Source organism: Candidatus Caldatribacterium sp. SIUC1, from assembly GCF_051549785.1.
Taxonomy (GTDB): domain Bacteria; phylum Atribacterota; class Atribacteria; order Atribacterales; family Caldatribacteriaceae; genus Caldatribacterium.
Map to the genome: position 1 here is coordinate 1,627,763 of NZ_CP189974.1, position 24,532 is coordinate 1,652,294.

The 24,532-nt window shown below is 56.4% G+C and carries 26 protein-coding genes; all 26 read right to left on the reverse strand.

What is annotated here, in order from left to right:
* Window position 1: 1 nt before the first annotated feature.
* Window positions 2-1,315 carry a glutamine synthetase family protein gene (locus ACP6EK_RS08535; protein ID WP_438315327.1) on the reverse strand — a complete coding sequence of 438 codons (1,314 nt, stop codon included), beginning with the start codon at window positions 1,313-1,315 and terminating at the stop codon, window positions 2-4.
* A 3-nt stretch (window positions 1,316-1,318) separates the two neighbouring features.
* The gene (gene argH, locus ACP6EK_RS08540) at window positions 1,319-2,764 is read right to left on the reverse strand and encodes an argininosuccinate lyase (protein ID WP_438315329.1); all 1,446 of its coding nucleotides are present in this window, start codon (window positions 2,762-2,764) and stop codon (window positions 1,319-1,321) included.
* A 1-nt stretch (window position 2,765) separates the two neighbouring features.
* Window positions 2,766-3,986: an argininosuccinate synthase gene (locus tag ACP6EK_RS08545; protein ID WP_438315332.1), complete on the reverse strand. Its 1,221-nt coding sequence runs from the start codon at window positions 3,984-3,986 to the stop codon at window positions 2,766-2,768.
* 17 nt (window positions 3,987-4,003) lie between these two features.
* Complete coding sequence (locus ACP6EK_RS08550) at window positions 4,004-5,197, reverse strand: aspartate aminotransferase family protein (protein ID WP_438315335.1); 1,194 nt, start codon at window positions 5,195-5,197, stop codon at window positions 4,004-4,006.
* 2 nt (window positions 5,198-5,199) lie between these two features.
* Window positions 5,200-6,006, reverse strand: a complete 807-nt coding sequence (gene argB / locus ACP6EK_RS08555; protein ID WP_438315338.1) for an acetylglutamate kinase — start codon at window positions 6,004-6,006, stop codon at window positions 5,200-5,202.
* Between the two features lie 17 nt (window positions 6,007-6,023).
* Window positions 6,024-7,256, reverse strand: coding sequence for a bifunctional glutamate N-acetyltransferase/amino-acid acetyltransferase ArgJ (gene argJ / locus ACP6EK_RS08560; RefSeq protein WP_438315340.1), 1,233 nt, complete (start codon window positions 7,254-7,256; stop codon window positions 6,024-6,026).
* Complete coding sequence (gene argC / locus ACP6EK_RS08565; protein ID WP_438315343.1) at window positions 7,253-8,284, reverse strand: N-acetyl-gamma-glutamyl-phosphate reductase; 1,032 nt, start codon at window positions 8,282-8,284, stop codon at window positions 7,253-7,255. Before argC ends, argJ begins: the two co-directional genes overlap by 4 nt.
* Window positions 8,285-8,583: 299 nt before the next feature.
* Window positions 8,584-9,480 (reverse strand): 4-hydroxy-tetrahydrodipicolinate synthase, encoded by an 897-nt coding sequence (gene dapA, locus ACP6EK_RS08570; protein WP_438315345.1) that lies wholly within the window; start codon window positions 9,478-9,480, stop codon window positions 8,584-8,586.
* A 13-nt stretch (window positions 9,481-9,493) separates the two neighbouring features.
* Entirely contained in the window at window positions 9,494-10,720 is a 1,227-nt protein-coding gene (gene dapG / locus ACP6EK_RS08575) for an aspartate kinase (RefSeq protein ID WP_438315348.1), read from the reverse strand.
* Between the two features lie 5 nt (window positions 10,721-10,725).
* Entirely contained in the window at window positions 10,726-11,889 is a 1,164-nt protein-coding gene (locus tag ACP6EK_RS08580; RefSeq protein WP_438315351.1) for an LL-diaminopimelate aminotransferase, read from the reverse strand.
* A complete protein-coding gene (gene dapF / locus ACP6EK_RS08585; protein WP_438315354.1) occupies window positions 11,868-12,725 on the reverse strand; it encodes a diaminopimelate epimerase in 858 nt (285 codons plus the stop codon). The genes ACP6EK_RS08580 and dapF overlap by 22 nt, the downstream gene beginning before the upstream one ends.
* Window positions 12,726-12,735: 10 nt before the next feature.
* On the reverse strand, window positions 12,736-13,488 hold the full coding sequence (gene dapB / locus ACP6EK_RS08590) for a 4-hydroxy-tetrahydrodipicolinate reductase (protein ID WP_438318965.1): 753 nt from the start codon (window positions 13,486-13,488) through the stop codon (window positions 12,736-12,738).
* Window positions 13,489-13,520: 32 nt separating this feature from the next.
* Complete coding sequence (gene lysA, locus ACP6EK_RS08595) at window positions 13,521-14,840, reverse strand: diaminopimelate decarboxylase (protein ID WP_438315357.1); 1,320 nt, start codon at window positions 14,838-14,840, stop codon at window positions 13,521-13,523.
* 62 nt (window positions 14,841-14,902) lie between these two features.
* Window positions 14,903-15,763, reverse strand: coding sequence for a PAC2 family protein (locus ACP6EK_RS08600; protein ID WP_438315360.1), 861 nt, complete (start codon window positions 15,761-15,763; stop codon window positions 14,903-14,905).
* 17 nt (window positions 15,764-15,780) lie between these two features.
* The gene (gene dnaB, locus ACP6EK_RS08605) at window positions 15,781-17,061 is read right to left on the reverse strand and encodes a replicative DNA helicase (RefSeq protein WP_438315363.1); all 1,281 of its coding nucleotides are present in this window, start codon (window positions 17,059-17,061) and stop codon (window positions 15,781-15,783) included.
* A 49-nt stretch (window positions 17,062-17,110) separates the two neighbouring features.
* The gene (gene rplI / locus ACP6EK_RS08610; protein WP_438315365.1) at window positions 17,111-17,590 is read right to left on the reverse strand and encodes a 50S ribosomal protein L9; all 480 of its coding nucleotides are present in this window, start codon (window positions 17,588-17,590) and stop codon (window positions 17,111-17,113) included.
* A 14-nt stretch (window positions 17,591-17,604) separates the two neighbouring features.
* Window positions 17,605-18,510, reverse strand: coding sequence for a YybS family protein (locus ACP6EK_RS08615; protein ID WP_438315368.1), 906 nt, complete (start codon window positions 18,508-18,510; stop codon window positions 17,605-17,607).
* A 9-nt stretch (window positions 18,511-18,519) separates the two neighbouring features.
* Window positions 18,520-18,771, reverse strand: coding sequence for a 30S ribosomal protein S18 (rpsR, locus tag ACP6EK_RS08620; protein ID WP_438315370.1), 252 nt, complete (start codon window positions 18,769-18,771; stop codon window positions 18,520-18,522).
* A 14-nt stretch (window positions 18,772-18,785) separates the two neighbouring features.
* On the reverse strand, window positions 18,786-19,154 hold the full coding sequence (locus ACP6EK_RS08625; RefSeq protein ID WP_438315372.1) for a single-stranded DNA-binding protein: 369 nt from the start codon (window positions 19,152-19,154) through the stop codon (window positions 18,786-18,788).
* Window positions 19,132-19,512, reverse strand: a complete 381-nt coding sequence (gene rpsF / locus ACP6EK_RS08630; RefSeq protein WP_438315375.1) for a 30S ribosomal protein S6 — start codon at window positions 19,510-19,512, stop codon at window positions 19,132-19,134. Before rpsF ends, ACP6EK_RS08625 begins: the two co-directional genes overlap by 23 nt.
* Window positions 19,513-19,574: 62 nt before the next feature.
* Window positions 19,575-20,831 (reverse strand): adenosylhomocysteinase, encoded by a 1,257-nt coding sequence (ahcY, locus tag ACP6EK_RS08635; RefSeq protein WP_017889329.1) that lies wholly within the window; start codon window positions 20,829-20,831, stop codon window positions 19,575-19,577.
* Window positions 20,832-20,848: 17 nt separating this feature from the next.
* On the reverse strand, window positions 20,849-22,042 hold the full coding sequence (gene metK / locus ACP6EK_RS08640) for a methionine adenosyltransferase (RefSeq protein ID WP_438315379.1): 1,194 nt from the start codon (window positions 22,040-22,042) through the stop codon (window positions 20,849-20,851).
* Window positions 22,043-22,117: 75 nt separating this feature from the next.
* Entirely contained in the window at window positions 22,118-22,492 is a 375-nt protein-coding gene (gene rsfS / locus ACP6EK_RS08645; protein WP_438315382.1) for a ribosome silencing factor, read from the reverse strand.
* Window positions 22,449-23,372: an LCP family protein gene (locus ACP6EK_RS08650; protein ID WP_438315384.1), complete on the reverse strand. Its 924-nt coding sequence runs from the start codon at window positions 23,370-23,372 to the stop codon at window positions 22,449-22,451. Before ACP6EK_RS08650 ends, rsfS begins: the two co-directional genes overlap by 44 nt.
* Complete coding sequence (gene yqeK, locus ACP6EK_RS08655; RefSeq protein ID WP_438315387.1) at window positions 23,369-23,926, reverse strand: bis(5'-nucleosyl)-tetraphosphatase (symmetrical) YqeK; 558 nt, start codon at window positions 23,924-23,926, stop codon at window positions 23,369-23,371. The genes ACP6EK_RS08650 and yqeK overlap by 4 nt, the downstream gene beginning before the upstream one ends.
* A gap of 7 nt (window positions 23,927-23,933) precedes the next feature.
* Window positions 23,934-24,521 (reverse strand): nicotinate-nucleotide adenylyltransferase, encoded by a 588-nt coding sequence (nadD, locus tag ACP6EK_RS08660; RefSeq protein WP_017889324.1) that lies wholly within the window; start codon window positions 24,519-24,521, stop codon window positions 23,934-23,936.
* Window positions 24,522-24,532: the final 11 nt, after the last annotated feature.

A 24,532-nucleotide genomic window follows, 5' to 3' on the forward strand; every position in this document is an offset into this window, starting at 1 on the left:
GTTAGTAGAGTTCGAGGTACCTTTCGATTTCCCAGGGATGGACTGCCCGCTGGAACTCTTCCCATTCCTGGCGCTTGGCCTTGAGGAAGTAGTCGAGAATGTGGGGAGTCAGGGCACTCTTGACGACCTCGTCCTTCTCCAGCGCACAGAGAGCCTCTCCAAGGCTTCGCGGCAGATGACGGATGCCCCACTCCTCCCGCTCTTCAGGGGTGAGGTCGTAGAGATTGACGTTATTGCAGGGACGGCCAGGATCAAGCCCCCGTTCAATACCGTCAATCCCGGCTTTCAGGATGACAGCAAAGGCAAGGTAAGGATTGCAGGAAGGGTCAGGACTGCGGAACTCAGCCCGTGTCCCCTTCCCCCGCTGAGGCGGAACCCGAACCAGAGGACTCCGGTTTTTCTCGGCCCAGGCAATGTACACGGGGGCTTCATACCCTGGAACGAGACGCTTGTAGGAATTCACCAGGGGGTTGGTGATGGCAGTGATGGCAGGAGCGTGCTCAAGAAGACCCGCGATGAAGCCCTTGGCAACACGACTCAGGCCATCGGGACTCTGAGGGTCGTAGAAGAGGTTCTCCTCACCCCGGAAGAGCGAAAGGTGCGTGTGCATTCCTGACCCGGGAACGCCATAGAGGGGCTTGGGCATGAAGGTTGCAATGTACCCCTTTCGAAGGGCGAGGGTCTTCACCGCGAGTTTCAGGGTGATGAGATTATCGGCGATTTTCAGGGCGTCACCGTACTCAAAGTCGATCTCATGTTGCGACGGGGCCACCTCATGGTGCGAGGCTTCAATCCGGAAACCGAGCTCCTCAAGAGCAATGACCATATCCCGCCTGAGGCTTTCCTCGAGGTCAAGGGGTAAGAGGTCGAAATAGCTCCCATGGTCGCTCGTCACCACCCGTCCTCCTTCGTGTTTCAGGATAAAGAATTCCGCCTCTGTTCCAACCTTCAGTTCATACCCTTTCTTCCGCGCCTCCTCAAGGACCCGCTTGAGGTTGGTTCGAGGGCAGCCTTCAAAAGGACTGCCGTCGGGCCGGCGAACATCGCAGATCACCCTGGCAACCCGTTCCTCCTCCCAGGGGCAGACGATGAACGTATCAAGATCAGGGACAAGCTTCATATCCGACTCCTCAATCCGGACAAACCCCTGAATGGAGGAACCGTCGAAATTCACCCCTTCTTCCAAAGCCACTGGGAGCTTCTTCGCCGGAATTTCGACATTTTTGGGAATACCCAGAACATCCACAAATTGTAGACGTACAAAACGGATACCCGCTTGCTCAACCTCTTGAAGGACTTCCCGAACTTCCCGCATCGTTCATCGCCTCTTTTCTCCCACAAGCTCTCTGAAGCTTTTCTGCCACTCCTTCTTGAGCCCTGCGATTTCCTCTTGTTCTTTCTCCACATACGCCCTTCCTTCGGCGCACATTCTCAGGACTTCCCCAGGTGCGGTGCTCCCAAAAGTGGACTTCCGGGCTACAGATCTCTCCTCCAAAACCACCATCTGTACTCCCTCATCGAAAAGATGGGCCCATTCCCCAAAGTCCTCGGGCACAAGGTCCTTGAGCGTTCTGCCCTCTCCAATGAGTTTCCGCACCACCCTTCCCACGAGCTCATGCGCCTTCCGGAAAGGTAGTCCCCTGGTAACAAGGTACTCACAGAGGTCTGTGGCGGTTAAGAATCCCTCTTCAAGGGCTCTCCGCATGCGCTCGGGCTGGGGGAAAACATGGTTCACAAGCCGCGTTGCGATGACCACCACTCCCAGTCCCTCGTTCACCGCCCGGAAAAGAGGACGCTTATCCTGCTGGAGGTCGCGGTTGTAGCTCAAAGGCAGGCCCTTCAGGGTCACTGCAAGGCTCACCCAGGAGGAGAGGATTTCTCCGGCCTTCCCCCGGATAAGCTCGGCAACGTCAGGGTTCTTCTTTTGAGGCATGATGCTAGACCCGGTGGTGAAAGCATCGTCAATCGTGAGGAAGGAGAAGAAGGGTGTGCTCCAGAGGACCACCTCCTCGCCAAAACGCGAAAGGTGTAGTGCGAGAACGGCGAGGGCATGGAGCACATCGAGAATGAAGTCCCGGTCAGAGACGGCGTCCATGGCGTGGTCCTGAACCCGCGGGAAGGCGAGGAGCTCGGCCACGAAAAAGCGATCAAGGGGGAGCGACGTTCCGCAGAGGGCAGCCGAACCCAGGGGGGAAACGTTGACCCGGCGCAGGGCTTCTTTCAGACGCTCGATATCCCTCTGGAGCATGAAAAAGTAGGCCAGAAGATGGTACGAGAAGAGCACAGGCTGCGCGGGTTGCAGATGGGTAAAACCGGGCATCACGATATCCCGGTATTCTTCTGCTCTGCGGAGGAGGGCGCTCTCAAGAGCGAGAACCCCCTCTATGCACTCTGCAACCTTCTCCCGGAGATACAGCCGTTCGTCAAGAACTACCTGGTCGTTCCGGCTTCTCCCGGTGTGGAGTTTTCCGGCGACTTCTCCAACCCGTTCCCTGAGCGCAATCTCCACGAGGCTGTGCACATCCTCAAAGGGTGAGGGATCGATCCGCCCGTCCTCAAGGTCACGGTAGACCTCCCGAAGGCCAGAGACAAGGCGATTTTTCTCGTCCTCGCTCAAAAGCCCTGCCCTGGCAAGGCCAAGGCAGTGGGCAATACTCCCCCAGATATCATAGGGGTACAAGAGGTAGTCATCCCCGATAGAGGTCGAAAAGGAGAAGACCTCGGCATCGAGGTCCTTCTCCATCCGACTTCCCCACAGTTTCATGTCACTCACCCTGTTTCTTGCGACAGCGCCTCAGGACTACCGCCTGCGTCCGGGAAGGAAGGCCCCAGATGGTGATGAATCCCTCGCTGGCTTTGTGGTCGAAGAGGTCCCCCTTGTCGTAGGTGGCAAGGGCAAAGTCGTAGAGGGAGTACTCGGATTTCCGCCCCACAACACGCATGCTACCCTTGTAGAGCTTGATCCGAACCGTTCCGGTAATCCTTCGGGCAAGGCTCCGCATAAAGGCGTCAAGGGCTTCCCGAAGCGGCGAGTACCAGAGACCTTCGTAGACGAGCTGGGCATACCGCTCCTCAAGGTACGGCTTAAAGTGCGTGACCTCCCTCGGGAGGATGAGCTGCTCCAGATCGCGATAAGCCTCAAGAAGAATAAGGGCCGCCGGACATTCATACACCTCACGGGATTTGATCCCCACAAGGCGGTTCTCGACATGGTCAATTCTCCCAAAACCGTGTTCTCCCCCGAGGCGATTGAGTTCCTCCACGAGATTGACCAGGGAGTAGTACTGCCCCTTAAGGAGTCTGGGCACACCCTCTTCAAAACCAATCTCAACGTACGCCGGTTCATCAGGAGCCTCCAGGGGATTCCTGGTCCAGGCAAAAACGTCTTCGGGAGGTTCAACCCAGGGGTCCTCAAGCACACCGCATTCGATGCTCCGTCCCCAAATATTCTGGTCGATACTGTACGGCCGTTCAAGCGTGACGGGCACGGGGATTCCATGAGCACTGGCGTACTCTATTTCTTCCTCCCGAGTCCATCCCCACACCCGTGCCGGAGCAATCACCTTGAGGTCAGGATTGAGCGACGCCACAGCAACCTCAATCCTCACCTGGTCATTGCCCTTCCCGGTACAGCCATGGGCCACCATAGTCGCGCCTTTCTCCTCGGCCACCTTCACCAGGTACTTGGCAATGAGGGGTCGGGAAAGCGCCGTAGAAAGGGGATACCGCTTTTCATAGATTGCTCCTGCCCAGAGCGCCGGGAGAACATATTCGTTCAGGAACTCCTCCTTAACGTCAAAAACCAGAGCCTCTTTCGCACCGATACTCAGGGCCTTTTTCTGAATCTCGGCGACGTCTTTCCCCTGTCCGAGGTCCAGCGTCACCGCGTAGACCTCCGCCTGGAATTCCTCCTGGAGCCAGCGTATGGCTACCGAAGTATCAAGCCCCCCCGAATATGCCAGAACGACCTTTTTGGTTGCACCCATCGTCCAAAACCCCCTTTTCAAAGACCTCCAAGAACCTCTCGCAGGACACCTACACCGTGGCGAATTTCCTCCTCGCCGATGACAAGCGGAGGCAAAAAGCGGAGCGTGTCCTCGTTGCACGCGTTCACAAGGACCTTCCGTTCGAACATGCGGTGCGCCACCTCCTTCGCCTTCCCCGGGACTTCAAGCCCCCACATGAGGCCCATTCCCCGGACTTCCCGAACCATTTCCGGGAAGTCACGACGAAGGGATTCCAGCTCCTGTCCAAAAAGCGCGCCCTTTTGCCGCACGGACTCAAGAAAAGCCTCACTGGCAATGGTGTCCACCACAACGCAGGCACTCCGGGCAGCAACGGGATTCCCCCCAAAAGTGCTCCCGTGGTCTCCTTTCCTGGTAATGGCAACCACCTTCTCGTTCACGAGGACTGCCCCAATGGGGAGACCTCCTCCCAACCCTTTAGCCAGGGTCACGATGTCCGGAATCACCCCAAAGTGCTGAAAGGCAAACAGAGACCCCAGCCTTCCAAGACCACATTGTACCTCATCGAAAATGAGGAGCACATCCTGTTCATCGCAGATACTCCGGAGGGCAGCAAGAAACTGCGGACTGCAGGGGTATACCCCCCCTTCCCCCTGGACCGGTTCAACGATGATAGCGCAGACTTCTTCTTTGAGGAGTCGCCGGACGCTCTCGATGTCGTTGAGATCCGCAAAAGAAATCCCCGGCGGGAAGGGATCAAGGTCCTGGTGGAACTTCTCCTGTCCGGTCAGGCCCAGGGTAAGCAGCGTCCTCCCGTGGAAGGACCGGCGAAAGGCGATATAGGCGTACCGGTTGCCGTGCTTTCTCTTTCCGTAGAAACGGGCCATCTTGAGGGCCACCTCGTTCGCCTCGGCACCGCTGTTGACGAAGAAAACCCTTGCAAAACCAGAGTACCGGACAAGGCGTTCAGCAAGCTCCACCTGGGGAACGTTGTAGTAAAGGTTGGAGGTATGGATCACCCGTTCTACTTCGTCGTGAATGGCTTCCTTGAGAGGTCGGTAATCGTATCCCAGGAGGTTGACCGAAATGCCCCCAACAAGGTCAAGGTACGCATGTCCCTCAGGGTCGAAAAGATAGGACCCCCTTCCTCCGGTGAAAACCACTGGCATCCTCTGGTATGTCCCCAGGAAATACCGTGCTTCCTTCTCGATAACTTCAAGTGATGTCACCATCTTCAGGATCCCTCCAGGACAATCCTTGTGCCGGAAAGCCTTCCTCCCCTGCAGAGCTCAGGAAGGCGCACAACCTCACTTCCTTCGCTAATGAACACCTCACGAACGCACCCCCTGAGGATGCGCAGCAGGGCCTGGAGCTTAGGAACCATCCCCCCGCGTATCCTCCCCTCCGCAATGAGGCGTTCCATCTCTGCCGGGGTCAGGGTTGCAATCAGGGAATCCCGATTCTCGGGATCCTGTAGTACCCCGGGAACGTCGGAGAAGAACACCAGGTACTCTGCCTGCAGTGAACGAGCAATGTGAGCGGCAACCCAGTCGGCGTTGACGTTCAGTGCCTGCCACTCTGAATCCCCACAGACTGGGGAAACGACGGGGACAAACCCGTGCGCCCAGAGGGCATGGAGGATGCGCGGGTCGACCTGTGCAACATCTCCCACCTGCCCAAGGTCGATTGCCCGACCGTTTTTCTCCACCACATACCGCTCGCCTCTTAAGAAAAAGGCATCCCGTCCACTGATCCCACAGGCTGGAATGCCAGAGCGCAAAAAGGCGCCGACCAGCATCTTGTTGAGGAGGCCGCTTAAAACCATCTCAATGACGTCCATCTCTTCTTTCGGGGTGACCCGAAGTCCATCGACAAACTGTGGTACTTTTCCCATCCTCTGCAGGACTTCTGAAAGCTGTGGCCCTCCTCCATGGACCACCACCACCTGAGCACCTTCTGCAAGGAGCTCCCGCACCGCCTGAGGGAGCGTCTCTTCATTCGGCGTCAGGAGTTTTCCGCTGACCTTCACCACGAACCTCATGGGAACTCCTCCTTGCCTTAGCTATAGCGGCTATTGATACGCACGTAATCGAGGGAAAGGTCACAGGTCCAAACACTAAAGGAGGCGTCTCCGAGTCCCAGATGAACATCAATGGTGATCTCTTTCCGGCCCATGACTCTTCTGAGTTCCTCCCGTGACGCCTCTTCTGCCCGCATGCCCCAGCGCACACAGGGGACACCGTTGAGGAAAACGTGAATTCGCGAAAGGTCCAGAGGGACACCGCTCCGCCCCAGGGCGGCCATGATGCGTCCCCAGTTTGGATCCTCACCAAAAAGTGCGGTTTTTACAAGGGGCGATTCTGCGATGGTGAAGGCACAGCGCTTCGCCTCTTCTTCGCTCCGAGCTCCCCACACGCTGACCGTCACGAACTTGGTCGCCCCTTCCCCATCCCGGGCAAGGTCCCTGGCAAGCTCTTCACACACGAAAAAGAGCGCCTCACGAAAGAGGGAAAGGCCTGAAGAGCCCTCAAGGAACACCCCACTTTTCCCGTTGGCCAAAAGCAAGACCATGTCATTGGTGCTCGTGTCCCCGTCCACAGTCACCCGATGGAAACTCCTGTCCACCGCTTCATGGAGCAATCTCTCAAGATCCTCACGGGAAAGTGCAGCGTCCGTGATGAGAAAAGCCAGCATGGTCGCAAGGTTTGGCCGAATCATCCCGGCCCCCTTCGCAATGCCCGCAAGGTGAACCGTCCGTCCACCGGTGGAGAACGCGACAGCCCGTTCTTTGGGAAAGGTGTCGGTAGTCATGATGGCCTTGGCAGTTTCCCGACTCGATTTTTTCTCCGGGAGAATCGCCGCAAGGCGCCGCAATCCCTCGTCGATTCTCTCGAGGGGGAGGAACTCTCCGATGACCCCGGTGGAGGCTACGGCAACAAGATCAACGCTTGGGATACCGAAGTACTGGGCTGCCTTTTCTGCCACCCACTCGGCGTCCTCCTCCCCTTTTTTGCCGGTGCACGCATTGGCCACACCGCTATTCACAACCACAAGCTGGAGGTAACCCCTCCTTTCCAGGTGTCGCTTCGTGACGAGAACCGGTGCCGCCTTCACCTCGTTTTTCGTGAACATCCCCGCCGCAACAGCAGGGGTCTCCGAAAGGATCACCGCAAGGTCATTTTTCTCTTTCTTGATACCGCAGTGAATGCCAAAAGACGAAAACCCCAGAACAGCATCCAGTCCTTCCTCAAGGATGGAAAAACGCTCCTGCATTTCCTCAAACCTCCTCATGGGTAGAGGACTCCCCCAGGAAGACCCACTCGCTCGTCGATGCCGAACATAACGTTGAGATTCTGCACCGCCTGACCCGAAGCCCCCTTGGTGAGGTTGTCAATGGCCGAAACGACGACGACATTTCGCGCTCCAACTTTTTTTAGACCCAGGTCGATGAAGTTTGAGCCCACCACCCACTTTAGTTCAGGGAAACGACCCCGGGGGAAGACCCTCACCCAGGGCTCCTCCGAAAAAGCCTGCTCCCAGAGGATCAAAAGGTCCTCCTCGGACACTTCCTTCGCCAGGGTGATGTACATCGTGCTCAGAATCCCCCTCTTCACGGGGAGGAGGTGAGGGACGAAGTACACCTCGCTTTCTTTCCCTCCAAGGGCTGAGAGCTGTTCCGCGATCTCGGGACCATGCCGGTGCGTCCCGATGCTGTAGGCCCGGAGGTTCTCGTCAACCTCACAGAAGTGCAGATCTTCACTGGCCTTCTTTCCGGCCCCGGAGACGCCGGATTTACTGTCCACGACAATCGGAGGCACAATGAGTCCTTCCCGGAGCAAAGGAAAAAGAGGAATGATGACCGAAGTAGGATAACACCCCGGATTCGCAACAAGACGTGCCGTGCGAATGCGTTCCCGGTAAATTTCAGGGAGACCGTATACGGCCTCCCCGAGAAGATGGGGAGCTTTATGGGGAATGCCGTACCACTGCTCGTAGGTTTCTCTACACCGGAACCGGAAATCCGCACTTAAATCGATAACCCGAGTGACCTCAAGGAGCCCCGGAATGTACTCCATGGCCACCCCATGAGGAAGGGCCGTGAAGACCACGTCGACTTCCCGGGCACGATCGAGAACCTCCTGACCCGAAATCACAAGGGTAACCCGTTTCCGCCACGCCGGGCAGTACCCTTCAAGGGACATTCCTGAAAAACGCTCACTGTGAACCCAGGAAATCTCCACCTCAGGATGACCGGCAAGAATTCGGAGAAGCTCAAGACCGGTGTATCCTGTACCTCCGAGAATCCCAACCCGCACCATCTTCTCCACTCCCTTCTGAAAGAAAAAGACCCCGCCGGACGACGAGGCCTTCTGCAGGGGTGCGACACGTGCCGCACGGTGCCACCCTGCTCCACTCATTCTGGTAACGGGAAATTCCGGAACACCCTACTTGGGGTGTTTGCCCCGTGCTTCGGGCTCGGCTCATGGGCTCTCGCAACATCCCGGGACGAGGAGGGGACTTCCACCCTCTCCCCCTCGCTGCACCTCTCCCGTGACCGCCTCCCATTCATCGCCTTTCCTTCTTGTCCTCTGTATCTCTCCCAGTAGAAGAAAAAACCTCAGACGCGTGATGCAACAAGACCCAGCTCGCGCAGAACCCCAAGAAGCTTCTCTTCCTTCTCCTTTTCTAGAGAACAGAGTGGCGGTCGAGCCTCTCCAACCTCAAACCCCAGAAGATTCAGGGCTCGCTTCACGGGAATGGGGTTCGTGGAGAGGAAAAGCGCCCGGAAAAGGGGATAGAGGCGAAGATGGATGGCCCTCGCCTCTTCTACCTTTCCCTCCTCAAAGGCCAGAATCATCTGCTTGATGTCCTGCCCCACAAGGTGGGAAGCCACGCTCACCACTCCCACGCCCCCCAGGGCAAGAACCACAAGGGTCATGTTATCGTCTCCACTGTACAGCGAAAACCCCTGGGGAAGAAGCATGGCAAGGCGCGAAAGCTGGTCCGGGCTTCCTGAAGCCTCTTTCAGTGCCACGATGTTGCCAATTTCCGCAAGACGGGCAACCGTTTCCGGCTCGATGTTCACGCCCGTACGGGAGGGGATATTGTAGAGCATAACGGGGAGACTCACCGCCTCAGCAATGGCCCGGAAATGTCGGTACAGACCCTCCTGGGGTGGACGATTGTAATAGGGAGCAACGGCAAGAATCCCATGGACGCCGAGCTTTTCGGCTTCCCGGGAAAGGCGTATCGACTCCCGGGTGTTGTACGTGCACGTCCCTGCGATGACCTTCGCCACTCCTCCGATTTCCTCCAGAGCAAGATCGAAAAGCCGCAACTTTTCTTCTTCCGAAAGCACCGGGGCTTCTCCGGTTGTGCCCGCAACCACCACACCGTCGGAGCCGTTCTCCACCAGGAATCTCAAAAGCCGGCGAAAAACTGGCTCGTTGATTTCCCCCCGCTCATCAAAAGGCGTCACCACCGCCGTGATTAGGCGACCAAAGTATCCCTCCATGCTTTCCCCCCTTTTAGCAGAGCTCGTCAAGCTGAAATTTCCGATGGAGCGCCCTTATGGCCTGCTCCATGTCCTTTTCAGCCACAAGACAGGAAATGGTCACATGGGAGTCGCTGGTCTGGAGGATTTCGATTCCAGCATCCCTCAGGGCCTCCACCACCTGGGACATCACTCCAGGGCGGTCGGCCATTCCAGAACCCACAAGAGAAACCTTGGCACAGGGTGAGGTCATTTCAAAGAGGAACCCTTCCCGGGAGAGGATTGTCTGCACTTTCTCCTTCACCCTCTCGTCCACGACAAAAGCCGTGCTCTCGGGGAAGAGGTTGATGAGGTCGATGCTCACCCCGTGTTCGGCAAGCGCCTGAAAGAGTCGGAGCTTGAGCTCCGGATGACCTCCAAAGCCCACCCGGAACTGTGCCAGTCCTCTTCGATAAGCAATACTGTACACGGGCCTTTCATGAGAGAGCACCCGCAGGCCCTCCCGCACAAGTGTCTGGATGTCGCAGATCAGTGTCCCCTTCCCCTCGTCACTCAGACTGCGCACCCGGATGGGAATCCGATATTCCCGAGCAACATCCATAGCCTTGTGGTGGATGACCTTTGCCCCCTGCTGGACGATCTCCGCGGCCTCCGTATACGTGAGCCCCTTAAGGATCTGGGCCTCGGGAACGATCCGGGGATCGGCGGTCATCACTCCTTCAACATCGGTGAAAATGTCGACGTAATCCGCCTGGAGGGCAACTCCCAAAACCACAGCCGTGGTGTCACTCCCCCCCCGGCCGAGGGTGGTGATTTCCCCGTCCTCTGTGACTCCCTGAAAACCCGCCACGACAGCCACATACCCATCCTTGAGGTACTTTGTAATCCGCTCCGGTTCAACCCGAATGACGGTGGCATCGCCGAAGGACCTATTGGTGATGATCCCCGCCTGTCCTCCGGTGAGAGCAACGGCCCGAAGGCCCACCCGACGAAGAGCCTGGACCATGATGACCGAGGAGATGATCTCCCCGCAGGAGAGGAGAAGATCGAGATTCCGGGCATCAATTTCCGGGAACTCCTCCTGAGCCAGGGCAATCAGGGTGTCGGTGGCATATGGAGCCCCTTTCCTTCCCATGGCCGACACGACCACAACGGGAGCAAAGCCCTCCTCATGAGCCTCCTTCACCTTCATTGCCGCTTTCTCCCGGAGTTCCCGTGTGTGAACCGATGTTCCTCCAAACTTCTGGACAACGATGCGCATGAATCTCACCCACCCAGAGCGTGGACTATTCGCTCCATTGCCTCCTTGAGCCTCAAAGAGGGCGTTGTAAGGGAAACACGTACAAACCCTTCGCCGTACTTCCCAAATCCCACACCCGGCGTCACTACTACCTGCGCCCGATCAAGGAGAAACTCCGCAAAGCCCAGCGAAGTGAACCCTGAAGGCACGGGAATCCAGACATAGAAGGTTGCCCTGGGATAGGGAAGGTCAAACCCGAGGGCCCGCAGGGTTTCCACCACAAGATTTCGCCGCTCCGTATACACGGGGATAATGCCCTCCAGGGCTTCCTCGACTCTTGCCAAGGCTTCCACACCTACCCACTGAATGGCGTTGAAAATCCCTGAATCAATATTGGTTTTCACCCGCCCCAGGGCCTCGATGAGTCTGGCATTGCCTACGGCAAAGCCGATTCTCCATCCGGTCATGTTGCACATTTTGGAGAGAGAGTGGAACTCAATGGCCACTTCCTTTGCTCCTTCAACCTCGAGAATCGAAGGAGCCCTGTACCCATCAAAGCTAATCTCCGAGTACGCCAGATCATGGGCAATGATGAAGCCAAACCGATGGGCAAGGCGGACAACTTCCTGGAAGAATTCATGAGGAGCCGTGCTCGAAGTGGGGTTGTTGGGATAGTTCAAAAAGACGAGCTTCACCCGCTCCAGAAGGCTCTCGGGAAAGGCCGAAAAGTCAGGAAGAAAGTGGTTACTGGGAAGAAGGGGCAGCGGGAGAGGAACGCCTCCGGCGAGCAAGGTACCAATTTTGTACACGGGGTACCCTGGGTCACTGGCCAGAACAAGGTCACCGGGGTCTACCACACACCAGGGAAAGTGGGCAATGCCCTCTTTCGAGCCGATGAGCGCCACGACTTCCCGGTCCGGGTCAAGGAGAACCCCAAAGCGCCTCTTGTACCAGGAGGCTACCGCCTCCCGAAAGGCATAGAGCCCCCGATACGAGGGATACCGGTGATTCTCGGGGTTCCGCACTTCCTGACACATCCGTTCCACGAGGAAACCCGGGGTTGGCAAATCCGGATCCCCGATGCCAAGGTCAATGATATCTTTCCCCTCTTCCCTTGCCCGGGCAATTTTCTTCTCGATTTCCGCAAAGAGATAGGGAGGGAGATTCTTTATGCGCTGGGCAACATCCACGCGTCCACCGCCTCCTTAAGAAGACGAGCTTCAAAGACCTCCTCGGCCGGTCCTTCAAGGTAGAGATGGCCATCCTCTTTCCATACCACGGTGAGTGTCCCACCAGGGAGATGCACGAGGACTCTCCGTTCGAGCACACCCCGGGCAACGCCTACCGCCACTACTGCGCAGGCCCCGGTACCGCACGCCAGAGTTGCTCCCACTCCCCGTTCCCACACCTTTACCCTCACCTCTTCCGGGCTGAGGACCTCCACAAACTCCACGTTCGTCCGTTGAGGGAAGAGCGGGTGGTGCTCAATGAGCGGTCCAAAGTGTTCCCAGTTTTCCGGAAGCTCAAAAATCACTGCGTGAGGATTTCCCACAGAGACTGCACTGAGCATGAATTCCCGACCATCGACCGTGACGGCCACATGCAGTGCGGACTCTTCCGGAACACCCACAGGAATCTCCTGAGGACGAAAGCGAGGTTCCCCCATGTCCACAACCACCCTTACAACCCGATCCCCCTCGGCGATGACCCTGGGAACGACGATACCCGCCTTCGTCTCCACCCGAAAGGTTTCCTTTGTCACCATTCCCCGTTCAAAGGCAAACTTTGCCAGACACCGGATGCCGTTGCCACACATCTCTGCCTCGCTTCCGTCAGCGTTGAAGATGCGCATGCGCACATCTGCAACCTCTGAGGGCAAAACCTCAATGACCCCATCGGCCCCAACGCCGAAATGGCGGTCACAGAGCTTTCGGACCACATCGGGAGAAAGGACGATACCACCAAGCATCTCTGGAGTGCAGAGGAGGAAATCGTTGCCCAGACCGTGCATCTTCACAAAGCGCATCGTCTCCCCCCTATTCGAGCCCCAGAATGCCTTCAAGACCGTAGTAGAATTGCGGGGCCTCACAGACCTTCCGGAGCGCCAGCAGTACCCCAGGCATGAAGGAGGAACGGCTGAGTGAGTCATGGCGAATGGTCAAAACCTGCCCTTCTCCGCCGAAAATCACCTCCTGATGGGCCACAAAGCCCGGAAGGCGAACACTGTGGACCCGTACCCCCCGATACATTCCACCCCGGGCTCCCGCAACGAGTTCCTGACCCTCAGGGGTCATGAAATGCCCGGAATCCATCCCTTCAATGGTTTTGAGGGCTGTACCCGAAGGAGCATCCTTCTTTTGGGGATGATGGTACTCAATAACCTCCACCGCCTGGAAGAAAGGCGCAGCAACCCGGGCAAAGTACATCATGAGCACCGCTCCGATGGCGAAATTCGGGGCTATCACGCACCCAAGCCGTTCTCTCTCCACAACCTGGCGTATATTCTGAATTTCGTCCTGGGTAAGGCCTGTTGTGCCGATGACCATGGCCATACGGTATTTCACAAAGACCGGGAAGTTCTTCCGCAAAGCCTCGGCATGGGTGAAGTCACAAACAACCTGAGGAGCACTCTCCTCAAGGACGCGTTCAAGGTCATCCTGTATGGGGATGCCCAGAGGCCCTACGCCTGAAAGCACACCCGCGTCCTGCCCCACTTCCTGCACATCACAGGCCCCCACAAGGACAAAATCCTTCTCCCGAGCCAGAGTCCGCACGATTTCTCTCCCCATTTTCCCCGCAGCACCCACCACACAGACACGAATCACCCTGCTCCCTCCTCAGGAATCACGTCCTTCCGCAAAAGATCGCTCAGGCTCTCCGGCCGCACCACAAGACGCGCCGTGCCATTTCGAACGAACACCACGCCGGGACGGGGAATAAGGTTGTAGTTTGAGGCCATGGAATAGTTGTAGGCACCGGTCCCTTCAACGACCAGAATGTCTCCCCTCTTCACCCTTGGGAGTTCAATCTCCGGGATGAGCACATCTCCTGACTCACAGCACTTCCCCACGATGGCCACCGTTTCCTTTTCCCCTCCCTCAACCCGGTTCCCTAAAAGCGCCTGGTACCGGGCTCCGTAGAGCACCGGACGGGGGTTGTCGGTCATACCACCATTCACGGCAACGTATTTCTTGACCCCGGGAATTTCCTTGACGAAACCCACCCGGTATACTGTACTCCCCGCAGTGTTGACGATGGACCGCCCGGGTTCAACGAAGAGCACCGGGAGAGGGTAAGAAAGGGAAAGGCATTTCTCCCGTACCTTCCCGGTAAGTGCTTCAACGTAGGAACGGATTGAGGGGAAATCCCCCTTCTCCCCATCAAGGTACGGGACACCCAGCCCTCCGCCGAGATCGAGCTCTTCAAGCAGAAGACCGTGGTTTCTGCGGAGGGCATCCATGAACTCTAAAAGGATGTCCACAGCCTTCAAGAAAGGGTCAAGCGTCCGTATTTGGGATCCGATGTGACAGTGCACCCCTCGAACGTCAAGATAGGGAGAAGATGCCGCAAGGAGGAAGGCCTTTTCGGCTATCCCCTCAACAAGGGGGAAACCGAATTTACTCTCAACCCTTCCTGTGGTGATGTACGCGTGGGTGTGAGGGTCAACGCCAGGGGTAACGCGAAGGAGAACAGGGAGTTTGCCATGAACGTACTGTTTGCTCTCTTCCAGAAGGCACTCAAGCTCCTCAAAGCCGTCCACAACCCATCGCCCGACACCCTCACGAAGCGCCAGGGCACGCTCCTCATCGGTTTTGTTGTTCCCGTGGAAAATCAGACGGTTCCAGGGAAAACCGCTTCCCCGGGCAACGAAGTATTCTCCCCCTGAGACAACATCAAGCCAGAGACCTTCCTGCGCCACAAGACGACACATTGCCCCACAGAGGAAAGCCTTGCCCGCGTAGGCCACGTGGAAACTTGGGTAATGCTGGGCAAAGGCCTCCCGGTATTCCCTCATCGCCCCCACGATTTCCTCCTCATCGAAAACGTAAAGAGGAGTACCGAACTGTTCCGCAAGGGCCACAACATCGCACTGGCCAATCTCAAGGTGATTGAGGGCGTTGACGCTCTTTCGGCCTAACATTGTCTGCCTCCAGAAACTTTTTGGTTTTATTAACACAAGGAACCGTTTCTGTCAACGAGGTTTTACAGCTTGTCGATTCCGTGTCTTCTGAGCCATTCCCGAAAGCTCTCTTCGTCCCCAAGAATTTCCTGGTCGTAATTCTCCTCGAGCTTTCGAATTTGGTCAGCAAGTTCGGGACGGTCGGCGACGAGCTTATCGATGTTTTTCTCGAATTCGTCGCAGAGGGCATCAAGGTCGTCAAGGGGAAGAGAAAGCCCGGCAAAGGGCAGAAGCACGCGGAGCGCTGCCCGGATGCCTTTTGGATTCGTGGCCTGAACATACATGGGGATTTCCACGACGATGTTCACCATCTCCACGCCTTTCGTCCTTGCCGTGACCGTCATGAGCGTCGTGATGCTCGCTGGACCTTCGTAGTTGCTGAAGCGGACTCCGTAAGGAAGGAGCTTCTCCTTCAGGGCCTCATCGGAGACGGAACAGTAGACCCGGGGTTCCCGGGTATGAGGGGTGAGGCCGCTGACGCTCCCCACGAAAACCACCCGCCGGACTCCGAACTCCTTGAGGAACAGAAACACGTCGTCAACGTACTCCCGCCACCGGATGTTCGGTTCCTTACCGAAGAAAAGCACGACGTTTTTCCCGTCGGCACAGAAAAAGTGGTTCTGGGGATAGCGGAATTCCCGCACTAAGCCCTCACGGATAAGGGTATAGGGACGGAACTGAGCTACCTCTTCCATACTCCCAGGGAGGTTGAAAATGTAAAAATCGTACGGCTCAATCTGAGCCAGGATCTCCGCCTGCAGTTTGTCCCTGAGGTACATCACCGTCCCGGTAGAGACGCTTCCACCATCCATCCAGCCAGTGAAACCCACAATGAGAACAGGATCCTGAAGCACAGGCCTCCGGTAAATGATGAGCCGGCTCATGGATTCACTTCCCTTCCTCACAGCGATGGTTCCGGTACCCGACGGGCAAGATTCTCGAAGCGGGCGAAATCTTTCTGGAAGAGGAGTTCAACCGTCCCCACAGGACCGTTCCGCTGCTTGGCCACGATGACTTCGGCAATGTTCTTTTTCGACGTATTCGGGTTGTAGTAATCCTCCCGATAGATGAGAATGACGAGGTCCGCATCCTGTTCAATGGCACCGCTTTCCCTCAGGTCGGAAAGCTGGGGTCGTTTTGGACTGCGCTGCTCCACAGCACGACTCAGCTGGGAAACGGCGATAACGGGGATATTGAGCTCCCTCGCCATGGCCTTCAGAGAACGGGAAATCTCGGAAATCTCCTGCTGACGGTTCTCGGAACGGCCGTAACCCTTCATGAGCTGGAGATAGTCGATAATAACAAGACCGAGGTTCTTCTCGGCCTTGAGACGGCGGGCCTTCGCCCGGAGCTCGAGCACCGATATGCTCGGGGTATCGTCGATGAAAATCGGGGCCTCGGCAAGCCTCCCCGCCGCGTGAGCCAGTTGAGGCCAGTCCCTTTCTGTAAGGAACCCCTTCCGCACTCTCCCTGCGTCAATGCGAGCCTCGCTGCAGAGCATACGCTGGGCGATCTGGTCCTTTGACATCTCAAGGCTGAAAATGGCCACGGGGATTTTCTTCTCCACACCGACGTACTGGGCAACATTCAGACAGAAGCTCGTCTTCCCCATGCCCGGACGAGCAGCTACGACGATGAAATCAGAGGGCTGGAAACCTGCGGTGAGGACATCAAGGTCGACGAATCCTGAAGGAACGCCCGTGACGTGCTCGTCGCGATGGTAAAGCTCAGTAATGCGGTCAAATGCCTCGTTGACCACCTCTTTGAGAGGAACAAAGTCAGAACGAATTCGCTTCTGGGAAAGCTGGAGAATGAGATTTTGGGCCTGATCGAGGAGTTCGCTTGCTTCGAGTCTGGCTTCGTAACTCTCCCGGATGATGCGCGTGCACAACTGAATGAGCGATCGAATAAGGGACTTCTCCTCCACGATATGGGCGTAGTACTCGACGTTCGCCGCCGTTGGAACAACGTTGACCAGCTGGGCCAGGTACTCCATGCCGCCAACGCTTTCGAGCTTCCCCTTCTGCCTGAGCTTCTCAGCCAGGGTCACCAAATCGCAGACTTTGTCCTCATCAAAGAGCTCGGCCATGCTCTCGAAAATGATCCGGTGCGCCTCGTAGTAAAAGTCCTCAGGGCGCAGGATTTCAAGCGCCTTCAGGAGGGCTTCCCGGTCAAGGAGCATCGATCCCAGCGTTGCCTGCTCAGCCTCAACACTGTGTGGAGGAATGCGATCAATGCCCAGAAGTCGACACCTCGCCGCCAGTTTCTTCCGGGAGAACTTTCACCGTGAGGGTCGCCGTTACACCCCGCCCGAGGTTCACCCTTACCCTGTGTTCCCCAAGGTCCTTGATGGGCTCCTCAAGGTCAATGTGCTTTCGGTCGAATTCCCTCCTGATCTCCTGAGTGATGCGTTCGGCAATCTCCTTCGAGGTCAGGGAACCGTAGAGCTTCCCCGTCTCACCGGCTTTCTTCCGGAATTCGAGAACCATGCCATCGAGGAGCTTCTTGAGAGCCTGGGCCTCCTGAAGCTCCTTCTCTTCTGTCATCGCCTTCTTGCGGCGGATGGCCTCAATCTGAGAAATACTTGCCTCCGTAGCTAAAACGGCGAGCTTTCTCGGCAACAGGTAATTGCGGGCGTACCCCCGTCGAACCTCGACCACGTCACCCTCTTTCCCAAGGTTTTCCACGTCCTGCAGGAGGATAACCTTCATGCTCTCAACCTCCTTCACCGCTTCGAGCTCAATTTCCGGAAATCAAAGAAGACGTCGAATACCCCCAGCCAGCTGAGGAGGAAAGAGAACAGCGGCTGGAAAAGCAAGAAGACGAGAATGGCAACCCGAACTGCTCTGGAGCGAATGTACTTCCCCAGAAAATAGTATACCAGAGAAAGCCCCTCAAGAAGGAAAAGGAGTTGCGTCACAACCTGGACGTTCACCCCAATCCTCCCAAGAAAAGAGGTTCCCCCAAAGAGCATGAACACCCACCCCAGAACAAAGGCCCAGAAAACAGACCTCGGCAATCGCCACTCAGAAAAGGGAGGAACATCAGGAAAGGAAAGGCCGATCCTCTTCCCAATCCACCGCCCAAGGAGGAAGTTGCACCCCGTATCAAAGAGCGACGCCACGATAAGGAGGGCAGGCATCACGAGTTTGACAAGGCTTACAAAGTCCCCCGTGCCGGGGAGATTCTGGCTTACCCAGGGTGTCCTCCGCACCGTCTCCTCAAGGAGGAGGAGGTTTTCAGTGAGTGGATTTTTTCCCGTAGCAAGGAGGGCAACGCCAAGGAGGGCAAACTTTGAAAGCAGAGAAACAAGGGTGTTGATCAAGATGATTTCAGGAAGATCGTACCCCCTTTTCACCGTTAGGCCCATGGCGATGCCCAGAAGGGAAAACCCTAAAAGACACGTCACCGCCTGCAAAAGCCCCGCAAGGGCAAAAACCAAGATACTGGCCACACAGGAAGCCAGTATCCCCAAACGTGCGTCCCACCGGATAACAAGAAACATCACCGGCAAGGGACACAAAAAACTCACCAGAATCCCCAGAACGGGAAGGTAAATGGAAGCAAGGTAGAGAATGACCGTGAGGGCGGCAAAAAAGGCACCCTCAACGGTTGAGCGAACATTCCTCATACATCGAGGTCACTCAATGATATACGGCAAAAGAGCCATCTCCCGTGCTCGCTTTATGGCCTGGGCAAGTCTCCTCTGGTGCTTTGCACAGTTTCCGCTGATGCGGCGAGGGATAATCTTTCCCCGCTCACTCAGAAACCTCTGGAGTGTTTCTCCATCTTTGTAGTCGATGTGGGCCTTCCCCAAACAGAAGATGCAGACTTTTTTCTTCTTCCGGAAGAACCTCTTCCTGGCAACACGTTCCTCACGTTCTACCGCCACTTCTTATCCTCCTCTCAGAAAAATTCAAAGTGTTTCTCTTCAACCACCGGTGAACATCCCGTAAGGCGCTTCACTTCAGAGGCCACGATTTCATACGATCTTCGCTTCTGGCCTCCCTGGTCCTCAAAAGTCCGCACCTGGACCCTTCCTTCCACAAAGACCCAGTCCCCACGTTTCAGGTTTTCCCCGCAAAAAAGCGCCAGATCCCTCCAGGCAACGATGTAGAGGTAGTCAAAATACTCCCGGTTGTCCTCACTGCTCACCCCTCGCGAAACGGCAAGAGGAAAGCTCGTTACCGGGGTCCCATTGGGTGCGTACCGGACCACCGGGCTCTGGGTGAGAAAACCTATGAGAAAAACCTTATTCAGACTGGGTCGGGACATTCGTCTCCTTTCCGCTCATCAGGGCCTGGGCTTCCGCCTCCTTGGGCGTTTGAGGTTTCTCCTCAGAACGCGCCTTTTCCTCTTTCACCAGGATATGGCGGAGAATGTCTTCGGTGTACCGGGCAACCCGGGACACCTCGGCAACGTTTTTGGGGGAAATCGCAAAGCGAAGGAAGACGTAGTAACCTTCCCTCTGCTTTTCAATAGGATAGGCAAGTTTACGCTTCCCCCAGAAATCCACGGCATTCACCACGCCACCCTGGTCCACGATGGCGTTTTTCAGTTTCTCCACAATGCTCTGGACGCCGTCTTCGGCAAGGGTCGGTCGAATGACAACTCCCAGTTCGTACTCCTGCATGGTCTCTCCTCCCTTCGGACTATGGCTTCATCCAGAGAAGGATGAAGCAGGGATTCCCCTTTTCAGGTGCCCTCCTGCCACGAGGTCAGATAGGCCCGCTGGCGGGGGGTCATCTCTTCAAGCTGCACGCCAAGCGCAGAAAGCTTCAGGCGGGCAACCTCCTCGTCGATTTCCTGGGGCACCCGGTATACCCTTCTTTCAAGGTTTGATGCGTGCTGCACAAGGTACGCCACGGAAAGCGCCTGGTTGGCAAAACTCATGTCCATGACCGATGAGGGATGACCCTCAGCACATGCCAGGTTCACAAGCCGGCCCTCTCCAAGGAGGTACAGCTTCTTTCCGTCCCGCAGCGTGTATTCCTCCACCATTGGCCGAACCACACGCTTGGCCACGCTAAGTTCCTCAAGGCCCTCAATGTCGATTTCAACGTTAAAGTGGCCGGCGTTGGCCAGAACCGCCCCGTCCTTCATGAGGAGAAAGTGCTCCTTTCGAATCACCGCAACATTTCCAGTGGCGGTGACGAAGACTTCGCCCCAGGAAGCGGCCTCACTCATGGACATGACTTCGTGGCCGTCCATAAGGGCTTCCAGGGCTCGCACGGGATGAACCTCAACCACAGCGACTCTCGCTCCCATACCCCGCGCTCGAAGAGCGATGCCACGACCACACCATCCATACCCCACAACCACAAACCGCTTCCCCGCAAGAAGCAGATGCGTTGCCCTGAGAATCCCTTCTATCGTACTCTGCCCTGTTCCGTAACGGTTGTCGAACATGTGCTTGGTATCAGCATCATTCACCGCAATAACGGGATAGGCCAGCTGTCCACTCTGAGCGAGACTCCGGAGCCGGATGACACCTGTGGTTGTCTCTTCAGTCCCCCCCAGAATCCCGCTGAGTGTGGCACCACCCCTTTTATGGGCCGTCGAGATGAGGTCTGCACCATCGTCCATGGTGATATGAGGTTGGGCATCCAGCACGCGTTCTATGTGGTCGTAATAGGTGGTTCTGTCCTCTCCGCGGAGCGCAAAGACGGCAATGCCAAAGTCCTGGACGAGAGCCGCCGCCACGTCATCCTGGGTGCTTAAGGGATTTGAGGCACAGAGGAAAACCTCTGCTCCACCCTCCTTCAGGGTGATGGCAAGAACCGCCGTCTCAGCGGTCACATGGAGGCAGGCGCCCACCCGTATACCCCGGAGAGGACGGGATGTGCGCCACCGGGTGGCGATTTCCCGCAGAACGGGCATCTCCCTGAAAGCCCAGTCAATCTTTTGCCGCCCAAGAAGAGCCAATCCCAGATCCCGCACGTGATAGGTCATATCCAGGCTCCTTCCCCTCAGAATCCCGCCAGATCCCGAAGAATCTCGACCTTGTCGGTTTTCTCCCAGCTGAAATCCGGGTCGTTCCGTCCAAAGTGGCCATACACAGCAGTCTTTTTGTAAATGGGCCGACGGAGTTTGAGATTCTTGATGATGGCTCCGGGACGAAGGTCAAAAACTTCCCTGACAATCTCGAGAATCTTCTCGTCGGGGATTTTCCCCGTTCCAAAGGTATTGACGGCCATCGAGACGGGCCGGGCAACACCTATGGCGTAAGCAATCTGGAACTCACAGCGATCTGCAAAGCCAGCGGCAACAATGTTCTTTGCCACGTATCGCGCCGCGTAACTCCCCGAGCGGTCGACCTTGGTGGGATCCTTGCCGGAAAAACATCCTCCACCGTGCCTGCCAACTCCCCCGTAGGTATCCACGATGATCTTCCGTCCGGTGAGCCCTGTATCCCCTTGGGGACCGCCAATGACGAACCTCCCCGTGGGGTTCACAAGGATCCGGGTGCGGGAATCAAAGAACTCGGGAGGGATCACCGGACGAATGACGTGTTCAATAATGTCCTCCCGAAGCGTTTCAAGGGAGATATCAGGATGGTGCTGGGCGGAAACGATGATGGTGTCAATGCGTACGGGACGATCGTCCTCGTAATCCACCGTCACCTGGGTCTTCCCGTCGGGACGAAGGTACGGGAGAATTCCTTTCTTGCGAACCTCGGCCAAACGAAAGGCCAGGGCATGAGCCATGGCAATAGGAAAAGGCATGAGCTCCGGAGTTTCGTTGCAGGCATACCCGTACATCATCCCCTGGTCTCCGGCTCCAAGAGAGAGCTCTTCGTCTTCCACTTCTTCGCCCATCTTGACTTCCAGGGAACGGTTCACCCCGAGGGCGATATCCGGTGATTGCTCATCGATGGCCGTGAGCACCGCGCAGGTCTCGAAATCAAAACCGTATTTGGCCCGGGTATACCCGATGTCCCGTATGGTGTTCCGGGCAATACGGGGGATGTCAACGTAGGTCGTTGTCGTCATCTGACCGGCAACGAGCACCAGTCCTGTAGCCACAAGCGTCTCCACTGCCACCCGACCATAGGGGTCCTCGGTGAGAACAGCATCGAGTATGGCGTCGGAAATCTGGTCAGCGATTTTGTCCGGGTGACCTTCGGTGACGGATTCAGAAGTAATCTGGTACTTTCGCGCCATCCTGCTACCTCCTTTCACGCTCTCCGTTTTCCCAGGAAAATCAAAGGATAAAAGTAACACACCCCCTTGAAAAAGTCAACCAATTTCATGGAGAAGGTCAAGGCCGTCGCGCTCCGAGTACACCACCCGGGCTCTTTGCCAGAGCTTCTCGAGATTGTAGAATTCCCGCTCCTCTTGCCGAAAAACATGGACGATGACTTCCCCGTAATCGAGGAGAATCCACTCTCCGGTATCCTCTCCCTCCACATGGAAAGGACGAACCCCCACTTCCTCAAGGCGCTCGAGGATTTCCTCAGCAATGGCCCTGGTCTGAATCGGAGAGGAACCGCTGCAGAGAACCCAGTAGTCTGAAAAAGGAAAAAGACCTCGCAGGTCCAGAATGGTGACGTCAAAGGCCTTTTTCCGCTCAATGGCCTCCTTGACCCTCCGGATTTTCTCCTGAACCTTCACCGCTACCCCTCTCCCTGGCGAAGAATTCGTGAATTTTCTCCCGGGCAACATCGAGCTGGGGTTCCCAGAAACTCAACCCGTTGAGGTAAACCGGTTCTCCCGGCAGAATGTCCATGGTGACCGCTTTTTCCTCAAGACCCTTAAACCACAGAGCAAGCTGCAGGATATTCTCAAGGGGGATATTGGTGTGCAAAGCCTGCTTAAGGCTTTCAAAGAGCGCCGGAAGGTGGGCAAGTGTTGAAGGATCCTGAGCTTTGACGATGAGTGCTTGAAGGAAAGCCTGCTGGCGCTTGATTCTACCGATGTCCCCCAGGGGGTCATGACGGAAGCGAACGTACTGCAGGGCTTTCTCTCCGTTGAGCACCTGCTTTCCCGGTCTGAGATTGATGAAAAGACCCTGAGCGCGATCCACATAGTACATCGGCTTCTCCACTTCAACCTCCACACCTCCCAGGGCGTCCACCACCTTCTCAAAGGCCTCGTAGTTCACCTCGACAAAATAGGGAATTTCTATACCAAGGCTTCCCTCAAGGGTCTTTTTGAGGAGTTCAATGCCTCCCCGGGCGTATGCGTGGTTAGCCTTATCGTACCCAACACCCGGGATGAGTAACCGGGAATCCCTGGGGACGGAAAGGAGGAGTACCTCTCCAGATTTGGTGTTCACAAAGGCCAGGATGATGGTGTCACTCCGCAGGGGTTTGATGTTGTCCTGTCCCACAACGAGAATGCAAGTGTTCTCGGGGGCTACATACCCCATGACTTTTTTCACGACCGTCCATCGGAACGGAGCCCGAACCCCAAAGAGTGCAAGGGCGAAGAGTACGCCAAAACCGATGAGAAAGCCAAGAATGAGGTAGAAGACCTTCCAGCTCCGTTTCATGGCATTTTCCCTTCTTTTCGCAGCATGCTGATTTCCCGGTTCCAGGAACGGAGGCTCTCCAGAGCAATAACACCGTAGGTCCTGAGAAGGTACTCTATCTTTGCCCGCAGCGCAAGGACATACCCCATCCGGAGGTCGGAGTATGCCCACCGGCGGATTTCCCAGGCTTCAGGGAAATCCCGGCCGGGTTCAGCAATATCGGCCACAAAGACAATCCTGTCGAGCGCAGACATCCACTCACAGCCTGTAGCGTGCCAGCGAATTGCCCGGAAAATCCGAAAATCCCGAAGGCCCAGTTCCCGCTCAATAATCGCAGGAGCAGCAAAAGCATGGAAGACCTCAGGAATGGGGAAGTCACACTCCCGGATGTACGGTGGAAGGAATTCCCTCAGGGTCTCCCAGGGAAGATCGCGGGCGCAGTCGTGCAGAAGACCTGCAAGGTGTGCCCGGAAGGTGTCCTCCCCGTGAACGGCAGCAAGACGTTCCGCTTCCTCTGCCACCCGCAGAGAATGGGCAACCCGGGAAGGAGAAAGCACCACCTTGAGAAAATCCAAAGCCTTATTAATCTCGATACAGTCCGTTCTTGTAAATATAGTTCTCCACCGCCTCTGGGAGAAGGTATTTGATGGATTCACCCCGTCTGACTCTCCGGCGAATCTCGGAAGACGAGATGGCCAAAGCCGAGACCTCTATAACCTTGACCCGGTCCTTCAGTGGTCCCTCGAGGTGCTGCAGGCGGTACCCGGGACGTGTCGCGGCCACAAAAGTGCACAGACGGAGAAGTTCTTCCGGGTTGTTCCACGTTGAAATCTGGGCAAAAGCATCGGCGCCGGTGATGAAGTAAATCTCTGTATCCTCTCCCCAAAGCTCCCTAAAGTACCGCACCGTATCGACGGAATAGGATGGTCCGGGCCGCTCAATCTCCACGCGGGAAACGCTGAAATAGGGGTTGGTGATGGTGGCAAGGACCACCATGAGGTAACGGTGTTCGGGATCGGTGATTTTCTGACCGATTTTGTGGGGAGGTCGTGCCGAGGGGACAAAGACAACCTCGTCAAGCCCAAAATAGTCCCGCACTTCTTCAGCGGTCACAAGATGACCATAATGGATGGGGTCAAAGGTTCCTCCCATAATACCCTTTTTGGGCAACTCTTCCCACC

Excerpts from the sequence above, each read along its gene's own strand:
- ACP6EK_RS08535 (WP_438315327.1), bottom strand. The coding sequence starts at position 1,315 with ATGCGGGAAGTTCGGGAAGTCCTTCAAGAGGTTGAGCAAGCGGGTATC.
- argH (WP_438315329.1), bottom strand. The coding sequence starts at position 2,764 with ATGAAACTGTGGGGAAGTCGGATGGAGAAGGACCTCGATGCCGAGGTC.
- ACP6EK_RS08545 (WP_438315332.1), bottom strand. The coding sequence starts at position 3,986 with ATGGGTGCAACCAAAAAGGTCGTTCTGGCATATTCGGGGGGGCTTGAT.
- ACP6EK_RS08550 (WP_438315335.1), bottom strand. The coding sequence starts at position 5,197 with ATGGTGACATCACTTGAAGTTATCGAGAAGGAAGCACGGTATTTCCTG.
- argB (WP_438315338.1), bottom strand. The coding sequence starts at position 6,006 with ATGAGGTTCGTGGTGAAGGTCAGCGGAAAACTCCTGACGCCGAATGAA.
- argJ (WP_438315340.1), bottom strand. The coding sequence starts at position 7,256 with ATGAGGAGGTTTGAGGAAATGCAGGAGCGTTTTTCCATCCTTGAGGAA.
- argC (WP_438315343.1), bottom strand. The coding sequence starts at position 8,284 with ATGGTGCGGGTTGGGATTCTCGGAGGTACAGGATACACCGGTCTTGAG.
- dapA (WP_438315345.1), bottom strand. The coding sequence starts at position 9,480 with ATGGAGGGATACTTTGGTCGCCTAATCACGGCGGTGGTGACGCCTTTT.
- dapG (WP_438315348.1), bottom strand. The coding sequence starts at position 10,720 with ATGCGCATCGTTGTCCAGAAGTTTGGAGGAACATCGGTTCACACACGG.
- dapF (WP_438315354.1), bottom strand. The coding sequence starts at position 12,725 with ATGCGCTTTGTGAAGATGCACGGTCTGGGCAACGATTTCCTCCTCTGC.
- dapB (WP_438318965.1), bottom strand. The coding sequence starts at position 13,488 with ATGGGGAGAGAAATCGTGCGGACTCTGGCTCGGGAGAAGGATTTTGTC.
- lysA (WP_438315357.1), bottom strand. The coding sequence starts at position 14,840 with ATGTTAGGCCGAAAGAGCGTCAACGCCCTCAATCACCTTGAGATTGGC.
- ACP6EK_RS08600 (WP_438315360.1), bottom strand. The coding sequence starts at position 15,763 with ATGAGCCGGCTCATCATTTACCGGAGGCCTGTGCTTCAGGATCCTGTT.
- dnaB (WP_438315363.1), bottom strand. The coding sequence starts at position 17,061 with ATGCTCCTTGACCGGGAAGCCCTCCTGAAGGCGCTTGAAATCCTGCGC.
- rplI (WP_438315365.1), bottom strand. The coding sequence starts at position 17,590 with ATGAAGGTTATCCTCCTGCAGGACGTGGAAAACCTTGGGAAAGAGGGT.
- ACP6EK_RS08615 (WP_438315368.1), bottom strand. The coding sequence starts at position 18,510 with ATGAGGAATGTTCGCTCAACCGTTGAGGGTGCCTTTTTTGCCGCCCTC.
- ACP6EK_RS08625 (WP_438315372.1), bottom strand. The coding sequence starts at position 19,154 with ATGTCCCGACCCAGTCTGAATAAGGTTTTTCTCATAGGTTTTCTCACC.
- rpsF (WP_438315375.1), bottom strand. The coding sequence starts at position 19,512 with ATGCAGGAGTACGAACTGGGAGTTGTCATTCGACCGACCCTTGCCGAA.
- ahcY (WP_017889329.1), bottom strand. The coding sequence starts at position 20,831 with ATGACCTATCACGTGCGGGATCTGGGATTGGCTCTTCTTGGGCGGCAA.
- metK (WP_438315379.1), bottom strand. The coding sequence starts at position 22,042 with ATGGCGCGAAAGTACCAGATTACTTCTGAATCCGTCACCGAAGGTCAC.
- ACP6EK_RS08650 (WP_438315384.1), bottom strand. The coding sequence starts at position 23,372 with ATGAAACGGAGCTGGAAGGTCTTCTACCTCATTCTTGGCTTTCTCATC.